Annotated in this window: 15 protein-coding genes; 14 read left to right on the top strand and 1 reads right to left on the bottom strand. The window is 56.2% G+C overall.

All coding sequences use genetic code 11. The features are described 5' to 3' along the window. Positions 1 to 55 precede the first annotated feature (55 nt). Both J4772_RS13960 and J4772_RS13955 read left to right on the top strand, forming a co-directional pair. A complete protein-coding gene (locus J4772_RS13960; RefSeq protein ID WP_209075681.1) occupies positions 56 to 1,159 on the top strand; it encodes a nitric oxide synthase oxygenase in 1,104 nt (367 codons plus the stop codon). A gap of 441 nt (positions 1,160 to 1,600) precedes the next feature. Beyond that, positions 1,601 to 1,915 carry an MTH1187 family thiamine-binding protein gene (locus J4772_RS13955; protein WP_209075680.1) on the top strand — a complete coding sequence of 105 codons (315 nt, stop codon included), beginning with the start codon at positions 1,601 to 1,603 and terminating at the stop codon, positions 1,913 to 1,915. On the opposite strand, the gene J4772_RS13950 is transcribed toward J4772_RS13955, so the two are convergent. Continuing rightward, on the bottom strand, positions 1,905 to 2,492 hold the full coding sequence (locus J4772_RS13950; RefSeq protein ID WP_209075679.1) for a hypothetical protein: 588 nt from the start codon (positions 2,490 to 2,492) through the stop codon (positions 1,905 to 1,907). The genes J4772_RS13955 and J4772_RS13950 overlap by 11 nt on opposite strands. Positions 2,493 to 2,641: 149 nt before the next feature. Here J4772_RS13950 and J4772_RS13945 point away from each other — a divergent pair, with 149 nt between their 5' ends. The 12 genes from J4772_RS13945 to J4772_RS13890 all read left to right on the top strand — a co-directional run bounded on the left by J4772_RS13945 (position 2,642) and on the right by J4772_RS13890 (position 17,198). After that, positions 2,642 to 3,349: a response regulator transcription factor gene (locus tag J4772_RS13945; RefSeq protein WP_209075678.1), complete on the top strand. Its 708-nt coding sequence runs from the start codon at positions 2,642 to 2,644 to the stop codon at positions 3,347 to 3,349. Beyond that, positions 3,346 to 4,338: a sensor histidine kinase gene (locus J4772_RS13940; protein ID WP_209075677.1), complete on the top strand. Its 993-nt coding sequence runs from the start codon at positions 3,346 to 3,348 to the stop codon at positions 4,336 to 4,338. Before J4772_RS13945 ends, J4772_RS13940 begins: the two co-directional genes overlap by 4 nt. A 124-nt stretch (positions 4,339 to 4,462) precedes the next feature. Continuing rightward, the gene (locus J4772_RS13935) at positions 4,463 to 5,227 is read left to right on the top strand and encodes an ABC transporter ATP-binding protein (protein ID WP_116064140.1); all 765 of its coding nucleotides are present in this window, start codon (positions 4,463 to 4,465) and stop codon (positions 5,225 to 5,227) included. Continuing rightward, entirely contained in the window at positions 5,202 to 7,073 is a 1,872-nt protein-coding gene (locus J4772_RS13930; protein WP_209075676.1) for an FtsX-like permease family protein, read from the top strand. Before J4772_RS13935 ends, J4772_RS13930 begins: the two co-directional genes overlap by 26 nt. 107 nt (positions 7,074 to 7,180) lie before the next feature. Then, positions 7,181 to 8,098: an aldo/keto reductase gene (locus J4772_RS13925; RefSeq protein WP_209075675.1), complete on the top strand. Its 918-nt coding sequence runs from the start codon at positions 7,181 to 7,183 to the stop codon at positions 8,096 to 8,098. Positions 8,099 to 8,322: 224 nt separating this feature from the next. Further along, the gene (locus J4772_RS13920; RefSeq protein WP_209075674.1) at positions 8,323 to 8,976 is read left to right on the top strand and encodes a FusB/FusC family EF-G-binding protein; all 654 of its coding nucleotides are present in this window, start codon (positions 8,323 to 8,325) and stop codon (positions 8,974 to 8,976) included. Between the two features lie 373 nt (positions 8,977 to 9,349). Next, positions 9,350 to 10,450: a type III polyketide synthase gene (locus tag J4772_RS13915; RefSeq protein ID WP_209075673.1), complete on the top strand. Its 1,101-nt coding sequence runs from the start codon at positions 9,350 to 9,352 to the stop codon at positions 10,448 to 10,450. Positions 10,451 to 10,491: 41 nt separating this feature from the next. Continuing rightward, positions 10,492 to 11,187, top strand: coding sequence for a methyltransferase domain-containing protein (locus J4772_RS13910; protein ID WP_247741092.1), 696 nt, complete (start codon positions 10,492 to 10,494; stop codon positions 11,185 to 11,187). After that, a complete protein-coding gene (locus J4772_RS13905; RefSeq protein WP_209075671.1) occupies positions 11,171 to 12,319 on the top strand; it encodes an NAD(P)/FAD-dependent oxidoreductase in 1,149 nt (382 codons plus the stop codon). The genes J4772_RS13910 and J4772_RS13905 overlap by 17 nt, the downstream gene beginning before the upstream one ends. Positions 12,320 to 12,336: 17 nt before the next feature. Next, entirely contained in the window at positions 12,337 to 13,569 is a 1,233-nt protein-coding gene (fabF, locus tag J4772_RS13900) for a beta-ketoacyl-ACP synthase II (RefSeq protein WP_209075670.1), read from the top strand. Next, positions 13,566 to 15,614: an MMPL family transporter gene (locus tag J4772_RS13895; RefSeq protein WP_209075669.1), complete on the top strand. Its 2,049-nt coding sequence runs from the start codon at positions 13,566 to 13,568 to the stop codon at positions 15,612 to 15,614. Before fabF ends, J4772_RS13895 begins: the two co-directional genes overlap by 4 nt. A gap of 45 nt (positions 15,615 to 15,659) precedes the next feature. Further along, positions 15,660 to 17,198, top strand: a complete 1,539-nt coding sequence (locus J4772_RS13890; RefSeq protein WP_209075668.1) for an FAD-dependent oxidoreductase — start codon at positions 15,660 to 15,662, stop codon at positions 17,196 to 17,198. The last annotated feature ends 27 nt before the right edge of the window (positions 17,199 to 17,225 follow it).

Genomic DNA, 17,225 nt, shown 5'->3' with positions numbered 1-17,225 from the left:
TCAAACTTCGTTTTAAGGGAACATAACAAAAATTATGTAAACTAGAGGATGCAAAATGATTAATGCCATTAATGTAAATGCAAAGTTAGAAAGCCAAGCCGAAACGTTTATCCGATCTTACTACGCAGAAATGAAGGGAATCGCTCAAGAGTGCGAGTCGCGGCTAAGCGAGGTTGCGCGGGAAATTCGCGAGACGGGCACGTATACGCATACGAAGCAGGAGCTGACATTCGGGGCGAAAATCGCTTGGCGCAACAACGCCAAATGTATCGGGCGACTGTTTTGGGACTCGCTTGAGGTGTTCGACGAAAGAGGAGCGAAGAATGAGGAGGACATCGCGGCGGCGTTACTGCGGCATATCGCATATGCGACGAATGAAGGACGTATTCGCCCGACGCTGACCGCATTCGCTCCTTCGACAGCGGACGGTCGGACCATTCGCATCTGGAATCACCAGCTCGTTCGTTACGCAGGATACCGGACGTCGACGGGGATCGTCGGCGATCCCGCTTCCGTTGAACTGACGGAGGCCATTCAGCGTCTAGGCTGGACCGGGCAGGGAACGAAATACGACGTGCTGCCGCTCGTGATCCAGATCGGCGACCGCGAGCCGATATGGTTTCCGCTTCCAGAAGGCGCCGTTAAGGAGGTTCCGTTCGAGCACCCGAGCATCGCCGGGTTTGCGGAGCTTGGGCTGAAGTGGTATGCAGTGCCGATTTTGTCGGATATGGCGCTCGATATAGGCGGTGTGCGTTATACGGCGGCTCCGTTTAACGGGTGGTATATGGGAACGGAGATCGGGGCGCGTAATCTGGCAGATACGGAACGCTACGACGAGCTGCCGGCAATCGCCGATCTGCTCGGCCTCGACCGTTCTACGAATACGTCGCTGTGGAAGGATCGGGCGCTGGTTGAACTGAATGTAGCGGTTATCCATTCCTTTAAGGCGAACGGCGTAAGTATCGTCGACCATCATACGGCGGCGGAGCAGTTTATGCGGTTTATGAAGCGCGAACAGGAGCAAGGTCGGGACGTGAACGCGCGTTGGTCGTGGCTTATTCCGCCGATGTCACCCGCAGCAACTCCCGTATGGCATCAAAGCGAGCTCCATGAACGGGAGATCGACCCGGACTATGCCGCGCAGAAAAGGCCTTACTAGCTGAGCGATTCGAACAAGGTGTCGGAGAGGGAGAGGCCGGTTGAGTCCTACGCTTGAGCTAAATGATGATCTATAAGGGTACCAATAATTGGAAATCCTAATTTTAAACCAAAATTTATCTATTCCGCGATCATTTATCCCGAACAAGGCTTAAATTCCATCCAGGCACTACAGGGCAACCGATAAGGCCGCCACGCGGTCTTATATGCAGGCTAGAACGAGAATACGCGGCGATATTGTGCCGTAAGCAGAATGTGTCGGACTTGAGCGAGATATTCCGAGGTAATGGTGCTAAAGCAGAATGTGATGGGCCAAAGCGAGAAATTGCGGGATGAAGGTGCGATAAGCAGATTGTGTCGGCTAAGAGCGAGAAAGCGCAGTATGATGAAGCTGCAAGCTGACAGAATCGGCTTCGAGAGTTATAACGAGGAGGGATAGAGGATGGCTATTGTACAGGTAACCATCGTACCGCTCGGAACGGGTACACCGAGCTTGAGCGAGTATGTGGCGGAGGTTCATCAGGTGCTGGAGCAATCCGCGGTCTCCGGTCGGATCAAATACCAATTAACTCCGATGAGCACGATTATTGAAGGAGAGCTGGACGAGCTGATCGCGATCGTTCGCAGGATGCACGAGGTTCCGTTCGCCAATGGAGCGGCAAGGGTGTCGACGACGTTAACGATCGACGATCGCCGGGATAAGCAGGGGACGATGGAGCAGAAGCTTCTCTCGGTGGAAGAGAAGCTTAAGCGGTAGCGGTTGCAAGAGAGGCCCCGAATACGGACGCCGGATAAGTCGCACTGAACCGGGACAAGTAGCCGGACACCGTTCCGCGATAAATCTGCTGAGCTTCGAGTGCGTGCTCGAAGTCTGCCGGCGTGACGAAGTAGGCGGGCTTATTGACTGGACGGCATTCGCCGCGTTCCAATACGGAGGCGACGAAGTGCGAGCAGAAATAGGCGTTCTCGCGAGGAATTCTGCGACGGACGAGCACGCCGATCAGGCCGAGCAGATCGTAGCGGTAACGATCCGGCTGCCGTTTCATTTCGTGCACGAGGAGCTGCATCTTCGCACGTTCCCGCTCTCCGACCCGCAAGCGGTATACGGCGCATGGCGCGTCCTCGAAGAACGGGTCGTTGAAATTTTCTTGAACGAACCCGGCCAGAATCGGGTTGCTGAGCTTTTTACGGCCGAAGCTGTAGACTTCCTTAAGTTCCCGATCGAAGCTCAGGGAGGCATGGCTAAGCGGAGCCTTCGTTACCCACCTGATCGCTTCGCTGAGCCAGGTTCCGGTGGCGGTCAAGACGATATATACTTCATCGTTAGCGGGCATAAACGAAAACTCCTTCCGTGCGGCATCTGTTACTATTATTTTATAGAAAGCAGCAAAGGCCGATCACGTCCATGGGTAGTGTTGACGAATCGGACATTGGGCTGGCCCGCCCCCCGACTTAAGGCTGAATCGATGAAAGGATGAGCGCATTGCAGCGAATTATGATTTGCGAGGACGATCCGAAGTTGGCGGCTTTGCTGCAAGCGAATATCGAAAAATACGGATACGATACCGGGGTCGTCGAAGATTTCTCCGGGGTGACGGATTTCTTCCGCCGATACGATCCTCATCTTGTGCTGATGGACGTTAACCTGCCGAAGTTCGACGGCTTCTACTGGTGCCGCCAAATCCGCGCGTTGTCCAAATGTCAGATCCTGTTTATTTCCGCTCGCGACGGAGAGATGGATCAGGTAATGGCGCTAGAATACGGCGCGGACGACTACATAACGAAGCCCTTCCATATGGAAGTCGTCATGGCCAAAATTCGCAGTCAGTTAAGAAGAGCCTACGGAGAATATGCGGAGCGGACAGAGGAAAGAATCGTAAAGCTGGCAGGGCTGCAGCTCTATCCGGAGCGACTGGAGCTGGCACTCCATGGCGTCAACAGCACGCTTACGAAGAAGGAAGCCGTTCTGCTGGAAATGCTGATGAGGCGGTCGCCGCGGATCGTCAGCCGCGAGGCGCTGCTGGAGGAGCTGTGGGACGACCAGGCGTTCGTCGACGAGAACACGTTAAATGTAAATATTACGCGCCTGCGTAAGAAGCTTCAGGAGTTCGGCATCGACGCCAGTCTGGAAACGGTGCGCGGCGCCGGCTACCGATTGTTGCCGTCGTGGGAAGCGGAGGAGCTTTCATGAGACTGTTTATCCGCGAGCACCGGCCATTAATCTTCATGCAGATCGCGCAGCTGTTTCTCGTCCTGATGATTTACTGGCTGGACGGCTATCGCCATTTTCTAACCGGACTTTATTCCGTGTTTATCGGGCTCGTCGCGCTGACGGGCTATTTGGTATACCGCTATCAGGCGGAGCGCCGGCTGTATCGGACATTAAGCGAGCCGATGGCCGAACTGGACGATTCCATTCAAGGGCTTGGCCAAGGTCCGCTGCCAGAGGCGGTCGATGCGCTGCTGCAATCGCAATATGGGCATTACCAGGAACGCATCAAGCTGACCGAGAAAGCCCGCAAGGACCATCTGGCGTTCATGAATCAATGGGTGCATCAGATGAAAACGCCGTTGTCGGTCATCCGGCTCACGATGGAGCAAGAAGACGATCCGCGCTCGGCCAGCGTGCTGGAGGAGGCCGACCGGATGGAGAAAGGACTGGAAACGGTGCTGTACGCCGCCCGCCTGGAAACGTTCGATCGCGACTTTCGGGTCGAGTCGGTCTCGCTGAAGACCATTTGCGAAAACGCGATCCGCGATAATAAACGGCTGTTCATCGGCAGCAAGGTGTATCCGGACCTGCAGGTCGATCCCGCTTTGCTCGTCGAGAGCGATGCGAAATGGCTTGGCTTTCTTATCGGACAGATCGTGACGAATGCAGTGAAATATTCGGCCGAATCCCACGAGAAGGTGACTTTCTTCTCGTTCGTGCGCGGCTCCGAGGCGGTGCTGGAAATTCGCGACCGTGGCATCGGCATCCCGCCAGAGGACATCAAGCGCGTATTCCAGCCCTTCTTCACCGGGGACAACGGACGCAAGTTCCGCGAGTCGACCGGAATGGGACTGTACTTCGCCCGCGAGATCGCCGAGCGACTGGGGCATCGGATCGAGCTGGAGTCGGAACCGGGCACAGGCACGCGCGTTCGTATCGTCTTTATCTCTTACCTTACAACCGTGTAAGGTAAGTGAAAGGCAAATCGATAGGCCGCCTTTTTCTCTCCGGCTACAATGGCATTATGAGACGGACGGCGGCTTTAGCTTTAGGCCGCCTGCCGACAAGGAAAGGAGAGAAAACGCGATGGAAATGCTAAGCGTACGTCAATTAAGCAAAATTTACGGGGGCAAGGTGCCTTCGCGGGCGCTGAGCGACATTAACCTGTCGATCGAGGAGGGAGAATTCGTCGGCATTATGGGCCCGTCCGGCAGCGGCAAAACGACGCTGCTGAATCTCGTAGCCGCGATCGATGCGCCGACGACGGGAGAGGTGCTGATCGGCGGCCGCAATCCGCACAAGCTGAAGAAGGGGGAGCTGGCGAAGTTCCGGCGGCGCGAGCTCGGCTTCGTGTTCCAGGATTTCAATCTGCTGAACACGCTGACCGTGGAGGAGAACATCGTGCTGCCGCTGACGCTGGAGGGCGAATCGGTTAAAGCGATGGAAAGCAAGGTACGCGACATTGCCGCCAAGCTCGGCATCGAGTCGATTCTGAACAAGCGCACTTACGAAATTTCCGGCGGACAGGCACAGCGGACGGCGATCGCGCGGGCGATGATTCACAAGCCGAAGTTCCTGTTCGCGGACGAGCCGACGGGCAACCTCGATTCGAAAGCGGCCAAGGACGTCATGGACATTCTCGTCGCGCTGAATCGTTCGGAACGGACGGCGATGATGCTCGTCACGCACGATGCGGTCGCCGCGAGCTACTGCCATCGGGTCGTATTCATCAAGGACGGCCAACTGTTCAATGAGATTCATTGCGGGGAGAGCAGACAGGCGTTCTTCCAGAAAATTATCGACGTGCTGTCGCTGCTGGGAGGGAACGCGCATGACCTTTCGACGATTCGCGTTTAACAACGTCATGCGCAACAAGCGCACGTACGCCGCCTATTTTCTGAGCAGCGCATTTTCCGTGATGGCGTTTTTTGTCTATGCGGTGTTTGCGTTTCACCCCGACGTGTCCGGAGGTACGGTACACAGCAACGTGTCTACCGCGATGCATTTTGCCGAAGGGCTGATCTACGTCTTCTCGTTTTTCTTTGTGCTGTACTCGATGAGCGCGTTTCTGAAGACGCGCAAGAAGGAATTCGGCTTGCTGGTCATGCTCGGGATGAGCGATTCGCAGCTAAAGACGATGGTGTTTCTGGAAAATGTGCTGATTGGACTGGGAGCGACAGCGACGGGAATCGGTATGGGGCTCGTGATGGCCAAGGTCATGCTGCTGATGGCCGAAAACCTGCTCGGACTGGACGATACGCTGAAGTTCTACTTGCCATGGGAGGCACTCGGGCTAACGCTGGCCGCTTTCCTAGCGCTCTTCGTCGTCATCTCGGCGTTCACGGTAGTCATTCTGCGCGGCAATCATCTGATCGACCTGCTCAAAGGGAGCGCAAAACCGAAGAAGGAGCCGAAGGCGTCCGTCCTGCTGTCCCTGCTGGCGGTCGTGCTTCTCGTCGGTGGTTATGTCATCGCCTTGATGGCTAAAGGTCTGGTCGTGTTCATGGTGATGATCCCGGTGACGGTGATGGTGATTGTCGGAACCTACTTCCTGTTCACGCAGCTTAGCGTGTACATCATTCATAAGTGTCGGAGCAACCGTTCATTCTTCTGGCGCAAAACGAATCTGCTCTTTCTGTCCGACCTGGCTTATCGGATGAAGGATAACGCCCGGACTTTTTTCATGGTCGCGATTTTATCGACGGTGGCGTTCTCGGCAATTGGTTCGTTGGTCGGCTTTAAAACGATGTCGACGAACGTTCTAGTGGACGAAAATCCGTTCGCATTCGAATATACGTCCGGCAAGGGCGAGACGGAGCGCGTGCAGACGGAGGTTGCGGAGATCGAACGCTCGCTTAGAGAGGCAGGCTTCGACTATCGGAAGCTAGGAGCTTCGATGTCGGACCAGAAGCTTGCGCAAGCGAAGCATAGCGTAATGGTCCTGAGAGCGTCCGAATTCAACGCAATTGCGGAAGCGGCAGGAGAGAAGCCGGTCGAGCTGAAAGAAAACGAATCGATGATGATCTATTATACGAATACGATGGCCGGCAATCAGGCGACCGCTCCCAAGAAAGCCGTTCTGCAAGCGGAAGGAGTCGAGCTTGACCCGATCGGATCAAAGCCGTCTGTGACGTTCCGGGGCTATGGCGACTTTTATGTGGTGACGGACGCGCAGTACGATCAACTGGTGCATTCGTCCGTTAGGTACTTCTACGCGTTTGACGTAAAGGAATGGAAGAAGACGAAGGAGGTCGGGCAGGCGCTTGAAGAGAAGCTGGCGGCAAGCGATAGTAGATTTTTCTCCATCGCCTACGATCTGCATAGGATGAACCAGGCTTACGGCATCGTGCTGTTCATCGGCTTGTTTATCGGAGCTGTATTTTTCGTCGCCTCGGGCAGCTTCCTGTACTTCCGTTTATACGCGGACTTGCCTGACGATAAAGCGAAATTCAAGTCGATCGCCAAGCTCGGTTTGACCGATCGGGAGCTATCCGGCATCGTCACGAAACAATTGATGATTCTATTCTTCGTGCCGATCGTCGTTGCCTTTGTGCATGGCGTAGTCGCGCTCACCTCGATGCAGAACATGTTCGGCTACTCCTTGATGACGACGTCGATGACGGTACTGGGCACGTTTATGTTGATCCAGGCTGTCTACTTCCTGCTGATCCGCGGACGTTACGTCAGGGAAGTCGTCGCATAACCGGCAATCTTGAAACGGCTCCTCCTCTGTGGGAAAATGTAATGAGGCTGTTTTTTTCGCGGCAGCCTCATCTACATACTTTAAGCGCAGGAGAGGATGGATTCGGGATGAGAACGATCAAGCTGGGAACGAGTCAACTAGACGTGCCTGTCGTCGCGATAGGCTGCATGAGAATCAATTCGCTGGAGAAGGGCGAGGCGGAGCGCTTCGTGCGGACGGCGATGGATCAGGGCGCGAATTTCTTCGATCATGCCGACATCTATGGCAAAGGCGTTTGCGAAGAAATTTTCGCGGACGCGGTCGGGATGAACGCCTCTATTCGCGAGCAGATGATTTTGCAGTCGAAATGCGGCATTCGTCCGGGCATGTTCGACTTCTCCAAGGAGCATATTTTGGCGTCGGTGGACGGTATTCTGCAAAGATTGAAAACCGACTATTTGGACATTTTGCTGCTGCATCGTCCGGATGCGCTAGTCGAGCCGGAAGAAGTGGCCGAAGCGTTCGACCTGCTGGAAAGCTCGGGCAAGGTTCGCCATTTCGGCGTATCCAACCAGAAGCCGATGCAGATCGAGCTGCTCAAGAAGCACGTGAAGCAGCCGATCGTAGCCAATCAGCTGCAGCTGAGCATCACGAACGCGACTATGATCTCCAACGGCGTTAACGTGAATATGGAGAATGAATCGGCGATCGATCGCGACGGCAGCATCTTGGATTATTGCCGCCTCCACGACATTACGGTTCAGCCTTGGTCTCCGTTCCAGTACGGATTTTTCGAGGGCGTGTTCCTGAACAACGATAAGTTCCCCGAGCTGAACGCGAAGATAGACGAGATCGCCGCCAACTATGGCGTAAGCAATACGACGATCGCTATCGCATGGCTGCTGCGTCATCCGGCCGGCATGCAGCCGGTAACCGGCACGATGAACATCGAGCGGCTGATCGATTGCTGCAAAGCGAGCGACGTTCATTTGACGCGTCAGGAATGGTACGAGATTTTCCGTGCAGCGGGCAACATTTTGCCGTAAGGTTATTGTATAATTAACGCATCTCCCTTGAGAGGAGGAGGATGAAATTGACAATCAAAGATTGTCGGACTAGCCGAACTCATGCAAAGCCCGATACGGAGGCGATACTTTGCATGGGGTGCATGTTGATTCATCCTATCGCCTAATAAGCAAACATAGCTTCGTTTCCGTCATTTGGCTTTGCACTTGTTTGTAACGAATACAAATAAGGAGCTGAAGTCCGAATGTGCGAAACTTTTATTGCAAACCATCAATTTAATGCCATTAAGAAACATGCGGAGAATGTCTTAAACGCGGTACGTACCGCTTCCGACCGCAAGGTCATCGAATCGGTCAAGTCGAGTGCGGAAGCCGAAGTTGCGGCGATGTTTCCGCTAGCGACAGGGGAGCGGCTCAAGCTGCTCGGAGAGATCGTTAACGTTCAGACGGCCGAGGATTACGCGAAATTCACGCACGCCTTGGAGCCTTATCTGACCGAGTTCCCGCGAGTGACGAAAGAGCAGATCGTTAAGCTGTTTCCGAAAAACAAGAAGCTGAAGCTGCCCGACCTGGCCGCGATCGATTATCGTTATATCACGTATTTAAGCTGGCTGGACGTCGCTTCGAACAAGCTGTTCATCGTTTATCCGCTGGACGGAAAGCTGATAGGCGTCGAAGGCAGATATACGCCAATGAACAAGAAGAACTACTGCTTTATTTGCCGTAAGTACGACGAACTGGCGCTTTTCTCCGCGGTATCGAAGAAAAGGCCGCCAAACAGCTCGCCCGATTACTACAAGGCGGTGGGAAACTACCTGTGCGCGAGCGGCCATGACTGCAACGCCAACATGACCGATACGACGGCGCTCGAGAGCTTTATTCGCTCGGTGCTCGCATAGTTTGCGCTTGACGATGGCAGTCTCATAAGTAAAGTTGCTTAAGACAATCGATTTAAAGTAAGGTGTATGTATCTCCCTCCGATGCTATACACTCCTGAAATCTGAATAGATAAACCCGTTATAATGTAATTTCAGGAGCGTATGAGGCAGTCTCCGGGAGATACATACACCTTGCATTTTTATTATCGAATGTATTTCAGATCAACTTGGTTGACTTATGAGCCTGCCCCCGTCTAATTCTTGTTCAATTAAGCGTCCGCGAATCTATTCTCTTGCGGGCGCTTTTTGGCGTACTTGGCATGCATTCGCTCGTTCGCTCATATGTTGAAAATACGACTTCTTGTCCGATTTTTCAGTAAGGGGGCTTAGCGTTGTGGAGTATATCGCCATAAGGGGGATCGGCACGGCCGTTCCGTCCTATCGTCTGGAGCAAGAGGACGCTTCGCGGCGATTAAAGGAAGCGTTAAGGGATCGACCGACAGACGCGAGATGGGTCCAGCGGATTTTCGCAAGCTGCGGGGTAGAGAGTCGCTATACCTGCGAGCCTGAATTGTTGAAGCCGGCGGACAGCTGCCGGTACATTCCCGCTTCGGCGGAAGTTCGCATTCCCACGACAGCGGAACGGATGGGGCTCTATCGCGAAGCATCCGTTCCGCTCGCCGAGGAAGCTTCAAGGAAAGCGTTGGCCGATAGCGGGATCCGTCCCGGCGACATTACTCATCTCATTGCGGCGAGCTGCACGGGGATGTTTCTTCCCGGGCTGGATACGGAGCTAAGCGGAAGGCTCGACTTGCGTGCGGACGTGAACAGGACGCCGCTTACGTTTCTGGGATGCGCGGCCGGTCTGACTGCATTGCGGCTGGCGCTGGAAACGGTTCGCGCCGATCGCGAAGCTCAGGTGCTTGTCGTTATGACGGAGCTGTGCAGCCTACATATCCAACCTTCCTTCGATCGCGAGGAGCTCTTCACTTCCGCCTTGTTCGGCGATGGAGCGTCGGCTTGCGTGGTGGCGGCGCCGGTTCCCGGACAGCGGGGGATCCTGGCGATCCATGAGGCGCAAGCGGCGACGATTCCTCGCAGCGCAGAGCTTATGCAATGGACGATCGGCAATTACGGCTTCCGACTGCGGCTTTCTCCGGAAATTCCGGCGCTGATTGCAGAGCAGGTTCCCCAAGCGGTCCGAACGTTCGGGGCCGGTGAGGAAATTCCGGAGCTATGGGCGATCCATCCGGGAGGGAGAGGCATCATCGACGCAGTCGCCTCCGCGTTTCGGCTAACGGACGGTCAGGTCGAGGCCAGCCGCTCGGTGCTTCGCGAGTACGGCAACATGTCTTCGGCAACCATTCTGTTTGTGCTGGATCGGTTGCGAGAACGGCAGCGCCAAGCGAATGAACAAGCGAAGCAAGGCATCGCCCTGGCGTTCGGACCTGGAATGGTCGCCGAAATGCTTCGCTTCTCCTATCAACCATGCTAGGCGAACAGGGACTGAGGCGGCGCTCTTCGGAGCCGGAGCTGATGGACGATTTTACTTTCGGCGGAGAACCGCTTCGCGAAGCGCTGCGGCATCTGCATCGGTTGAATCGGTTGTTCGGAGCAAGCGGGCCGATAGTTTATGGCATTAATCAATTGTGGAGGGGCGCCGGCAAGCCAGCCGCGCTGACCGTCCTCGACGTCGGCTCCGGTTCAGGAGACATCAACCGAGCCGTGTTGAAGTGGGCCGACCGAAGAGGCGTGAACCTGAACGTTATTTTGACCGATCTCACGGAGGAAGCCGGAAGAGAGGCCGAGTACCTGTTCCGCTATGAACGACGCGTGACCTTTGTGAGGCAGGATTTGTTTGAGCTGAAGGACGGAGCGGCCGATATCGTGACCGCGTCGCAGTTCGCGCATCATTTTCCGTCGGAACGTCTGCCGGAGGTGGTGGGAAAAATGCGTAAAGCTGCCCGAATCGGCGTTGTCTTGGGCGACATTCACCGTCACTGGCTTCCGTGGGCGGCGGTGTGGCTGGCGACGCGGCTGTTGTCGCGCAATCGCTATATCCGGCATGACGGTCCGCTTTCTGTAGCAAAGGGGTTCAGGGGCAGCGATTTTCGCGAGCTTGCCGAGCAGATCGATCGGCCCGAGCTGTCGTATCGATGGCGGCCGCTGTTTCGCTATAGCGTTATCGTACCTCAATTGCGGGAGGACGAAAGCCATGAGAACGGAATTTGACGCCGTCGTCATCGGCGCGGGAATCGCCGGAAGCGCTGCCGCCTGCGCGCTGGCCAGACGGGGCTGGGAAGTCGCGCTGATCGACAAAGACAAGTTTCCCCGACATAAGGCGTGCGGCGAGTTCCTGTCCCCGGAGTCGCTTGGGACGCTGAAGAAGCTGGGCCTAAGTCGAGCGATCGCAGCTTTAGGGCCGGCGACGATCCGAACGGTGCGACTCCATACGGATCGCGGCGGCGCATCGTTGCAGATTCCGCTTCCGGGACCGGCTATCGGGTTAAGCCGTCTGGCGCTGGACTCTGTCTTGCAGCAGTCAGCCCGGGCCGAGGGCGCCAGCGTCTACACCGGGGTGACGGTAGCGGGAATATCGGACATTGGCGACGATCGCTTCGTGACGCTCTCGGCGAAGGACGGCGGCGAGCTTGTGCGGGCGCGAGCTGTCATTGCGGCTTGGGGACGGCATCCGCTACGCTCCTATGATCGCGCCAAGACAACGGAGCCATCGAGCGGAGAAACGTATATGGGTATCAAAACCCACTACTCTACTATCGACACGGACGAGGCGGTCGATCTTTATTTTTTCAGGGACGGATATATCGGACTTGCGCCGATCGAGGGAGGGCGACTGAACGCAGCCGCGATCATCACGCCGTCTGCTTATCGCCGGTATGGCTCGATGAATGCGGTCGCCCATATACTGGACGAAGCCTCGGCGCGCATCCCCCTCCTGCGCAGAAGATTGGAGAAAGCAGAGCAAGTGCCCGGAACCCAAGCCGCTGCCGCTCCGGTGCGAACGCGGGCGAAGCCGAGCGGTTGGAACGGGCTTCCGTGCGTGGGCGACGCCATGGCGGCGATTCCTCCTTTTTGCGGAGACGGAATGGCGATGGCGCTGCGTTCGGCGGAGCTGTGCGTACCGATGGCAGACGCTTATTTGCACGGATTGAGTACTTACGAGCAATGGGAAGAGACGTACACGGCGCAAATCCGGGAGGAGTTTGCCGGTCCGCTCCGATGGGGCGGATGGCTAGAGCGACTGTTGACTCGACCGGCGCTGGCATCGTGGGCGCTTCGAGCCGGCGCGGTCATACCGGGAATCGCGGAGAGACTTGTACGGGCGACGAGACTGCGGCATTAGCCGAAGGGAGGTAGCACATGAGCAGGCGGGTAGCAATAACGGGGATGGGCTGCGTGACTCCGATCGGAACGGATAAGTCGGAAATGTGGCGCAATGCGTTAAATGGCGTTACGGGTATTCGTCGGTTATCCGATGAGCTGACGGCGCAATTACCGGTGAAGCTGGCTGCGACAATAGACGAATTCGATCCGCTGCAAACGATGGAGGCCAAGGAAACGAGAAAAACCGACCGTTTCATGCAGTTGGCGATCGCGGCGGCCGACGAAGCGGTGCGGGATAGCGGATTGGTGTTGGGAGACAACATCGATCCGCATCGGACGGGCGTATGGATCGGAAGCGGAGTCGGCGGCATTGCGACGTTCGAAGCGGGAATGACGGGAGCGGTCAAAAATGGATACGATCGCGTATCTCCGTTTGCGCTGCCGATGTTTCTGCCCAATATGGCGGCCAGCCGCGTAGCGATTCGTTTCGGAGCGAAGGGGATAACGGCGTGTATGACGACGGCTTGCGCTTCCGGCTCGCAATCGATCGGAGAGGCTTTTCGGGCCATCCGCAGAGGAGATGCCGACGCGATGATCGCCGGAGGCGCGGAGGCTCCGATTTGCCGAATCGGACTGGCTTCGTTCGCCGCTATGCGGGCGCTGTCGCTGCAGACCGACCCGTCGCAAGGCAGTCGCCCGTTCGATAAAAGGCGCGACGGCTTCGTCATGGGCGAAGGAGCGGGGATGCTCGTCCTGGAGGCATGGGAGCATGCGAAGGCGCGCCGCGCCCCGATTTATGCCGAGCTGCTCGGATACGGAGCTTGCGGCGAAGGCTATCATATCGCGGCGCCGCGTCCCGACGGGAGTGATTGGGCCAGGGCGATGAACCTCGCGCTGGAGGATGCCGCCCTGTCCAGAGGCAGCATCGGCTACGTCAACGCTCATGGGACGAGCACGCCTTTGAACGACGCGACGGAGACGCTTGCGATCAAATCGGCGTTCGGCTCCCGCGCCTATGACGTCTCGATCAGCTCGACCAAATCGATGACCGGACATTTGCTGGGCGCATCGGGAGCGGTGGAGGCGGTATTGACCGCGCTCGCGCTAAGAGACGGAATTATCCCTCCGACGGTCAACTATCAGGAGCGGGACGGCGACCTGGATTTGGACTATACGCCCAATATGGCCAAGCCTAAGAGGTTGGTCGCGGCGATGTCCAACACGTTCGCTTTCGGCGGCCATAACGCTGTGCTTGTGTTCGGCAGATGACTCTGCAGCGCTTGACGAACACAGCGATCCGACGGCGCTTGTGGATTATCGGCTTCTGGCTTATTCTGGCCGCTTGTTTCACTCCGCTTGCTGCCAAGCTGCCGGACGTGCTTGGGGATCACGGGCTGGAGACGGACGGCCAATATGCGGACGTTCAAAGACTGCTGTCGCAGGAGCTGCGGATGCCGGAGGAGCCGGTAATCGTCTTGTTCCATAACCACGACGGCAGATCCTCTCGAAGTTTTGGCCAGTCGATTGCGATCATGATGAGCCGGATCGGTCAAATATCCGGAACGCTTGTCGCATCGTCTCCGCTTGAGCGGCCGGAAATGCTGCAGAGAGAATACGCCTACGCCACGCTTGCCATTCTCCCCGGCTCGATGGAGGACAAGCAGCTCGCGTTGGAACGAATTCGCGGCGTACTGACAAGCAGCGGCGAAGTCAAAGCGACGCTGACCGGCAAGCCGGTTGTGCAGCAGGACGTTAACCGCTTGAGCCGAACGGATTTGCAAGCAGCCGAAGCCGTCGGTCTGCCGATCGCGTTCGGACTGCTCGTCTTCGCGCTCGGAGGGTTGCTGCCCGCCGTTCTTCCGCTTGCAGCGGGCGGCATCACGGTTATCGTCTCCATGGGAATGATGTGCTTGATCGGGCAATACAGCGGACTGTCGCTATCCGTGTTCGTGTACAACGTCATCCCGATGGTCGGCATGGCCGTATGTATCGATTTCGCGCTGCTGATGGTGAGTCGTTTCCGGGAAGAGCGCCGGGGGCAGAAGGCGGACGAAGCGCTGCGCAGGACGATGATCACCTCAGGAAGAGCGGTGACAATATCCGCAGGCTGCGTTGCATTCGCGCTACTCGGCACACTCTACGTTCGCATGCCCATTTTCAATACCGTCGCGCTGGGGACGCTCGTCGTTTTGGCCGTTTCGATGCTTGTGAACCTGACTTTCGTTCCGGCGCTGCTATATGCGCTTCGCGGAAGATTGGCTTCACGCAGGGAGAGACCGCACCCTTCTGGCAGGCTATGGCGGACGCTCGCGAATGCCGTTATGAGACGGCCGGCTGCTGCTGTAACTTTTGCCATGGGCTTTCTGCTCATCTGCATGTTCCCGATCCGCTCGTTGGAGGTTGGCGTGCCGGGACCGCAATCGCTGCCGCAGTCTCAGGAATCGCGACTGGCCGCCGAGGCGTTCGCTCTTCATTTTCAACCGTCGTCCGTATCGCAGGTGTGGCTTGCGGTGAAGGAGGGTCCCGGCAGCAGACAAGCTGTTGAAAGCATTCGTCATGAGCTGCTTCGCGATCCGTACGTGGTGCAAGCGGATATTAAGGAAGGTCATCTGGTCGGCGGTCAGGGGCATCGCTGGATTTCGGTATGGCTGCAGGGGGATAAAGCAGCGAATACGACGATGCAATGGTTGCGGGAGCGGGACAGGCAATATGCCGATCTTGACGTGAAGATTGGAGGAGAACCGAAATACGATCAGGAGGTACATGACGAGGTATTCGGCCGTATGAAGCACGTGCTGCTCTTCGTTGTCCTGTCCAATTTTCTCGTTCTCGCGGCAGCCTTCCGCTCTTTGTTCATTCCGGTGAAGGCGATTGCGATGAATCTGATGTCCATAGCGGCTTCCTTCGGTCTGCTGTCCTGGCTGTTTCAAGGAGGCCGTTTCGGTATCGAAGCGACCGACATTGCGATTATGATTCCGGTGTTTATTTTTGGCCTGACGTTCGGCATCAGTATGGATTACGGCATTTTTCTATTATCGCGAATATATGAGGGCTACGGGGAGACGCGCGACAACGACAGGGCGATCCGCGAAGGATTGACGGCTTCGGGAAGCATCATCGCATCGGCGGCCGCGATCATGATCGCGGTAACGGCTCCGTTCGCGCTAGCCGATGTCTCGGGGGTTAAGCAGCTTGGCATCGGCATTGCGGCCGTTGTGCTCCTGGATGCGACTATCGTGCGGATGCTCCTTGTCCCGGCGCTGATGAAATGTTTCGGAAAATGGAATTGGTGGCTGCCGTTTGTGAGAAGCTAAGCCAGAGCTTCCAATTCTTAACCGAACAGCAAAGGAGCGCACAGGATGAAGCAGCTTCCCGAATTTCCGCAGTCATACTGGACGTCGTCTGTCCGTCTGCCCGAATTTCCTCCGTTAACGAGCGATACGGAGGCCGATGTCGTCATCGTCGGCGCCGGAATTACCGGAATTACTGCCGCTTATTTGCTGTCCCGCGCCGGGAAAAAGACCATTCTCCTGGAAGCGGGTCGCATTCTTAACGGAACGACCGGACATACGACCGCCAAAATCACCACCCAGCACGATCTGATCTACGACGAGTTCATCAACCACTTTGGCGAGGACAAAACGCGTCTGTACTATGAGGCCAATCTTGAGGCCATGAATTTTATGCGCGAGACGATCGCCACGGAAAGCATCGACTGCGATTTGGCGGACGAGCCTTCCTATATTTACACCGAGTCCGATTTGGCGATCGAAAATCTCGAGAACGAGCTCCGCGCCTACGAGAAGCTCGGCATCTCCGGAGAGCTGACGGATCATATTGCGCTACCGATTGAAATCAAGGCAGCTCTGCTGATGCCTAGTCAAGCCAGATTTCATCCGCTGTCCTATTTAATGGCATTAACAAACAAAGCAGTGGAGGCGGGGGCTCGGATTTTTGAGCAGACGACAGCGATGAAGGTGGAGGATGGAGACGCGACGGTCGTACTTACGGAAGCGGGAGCCCGCATTCGCTGCGGCCATGTGATTTGCGCCTCACACTTTCCGTTCGCCGATTGGAAAGGGTTTTATTTCGCGCGCATGCATGCGGAGCGTTCCTATGTTCTAGGGGTTAAAATCGAGGAGAGCTATGGCGGCGGAATGTACATCAATGCGGACAATCCGAAACGGTCGATTCGGCTTGCAGCCGACGGTCAGGAACCGCTCGTGCTGATCGGCGGCGAAGGTCATAAAGCCGGGCAGAGTCCCTGCACGATCCGCCATTACGATGCGCTGAAGACATTTGCCGATTCTCTGTACCGCGTGAGGGAGATCGCTTATCGCTGGTCTGCTCAAGATCTCGTTACATTGGACAAAATGCCCTACATCGGGCGGATTACTTCCGGTTCGGATCGCATTTTCGTCGCGACCGGATATCGGAAATGGGGAATGACGAACGGAACGGCTGCCGCACGTCTGTTGACCAATCTGGTGCTGGGTCAAGAGGATCGGTATCGCGAATTGTTCGATCCGTCTCGGTTGCATGCAAATCCCGATATCAAAAGCTTCGTAACCGACAATTTGGACGTCGCTAAGCAGCTTATCGCCGGTAAAATGGATATCGTGTATCGGTTACCAAGCAGCCTGATCCCAGGCGAAGGCGCAACTGTCCGCATTAACGGCAAGCGAGCAGGCGCTTATCGCGATCCGGAAGGAAAGCTGCATGTGGTGGATACGACTTGCACGCATATGGGCTGCGAGACGAATTGGAACGACGGGGACCTAACATGGGATTGCCCTTGCCATGGATCGCGTTTCTCGTTTACGGGCGAGGTGGTCGAGGGGCCGGCCAAGGAGCCTCTTACCATTCTTGAGATATGTGAAGTCAGTGCGGTTACATAATTAATATTATGTAAACTTAAGTGAACA

This window comes from Cohnella sp. LGH (assembly GCF_017671885.1).
GTDB classification, from domain to species: Bacteria; Bacillota; Bacilli; order Paenibacillales; family Paenibacillaceae; genus Cohnella; species Cohnella phaseoli.
The sequence above is the reverse complement of the archived record's forward strand: the minus strand, read 5'-3'. Positions and strand labels throughout refer to the sequence as shown.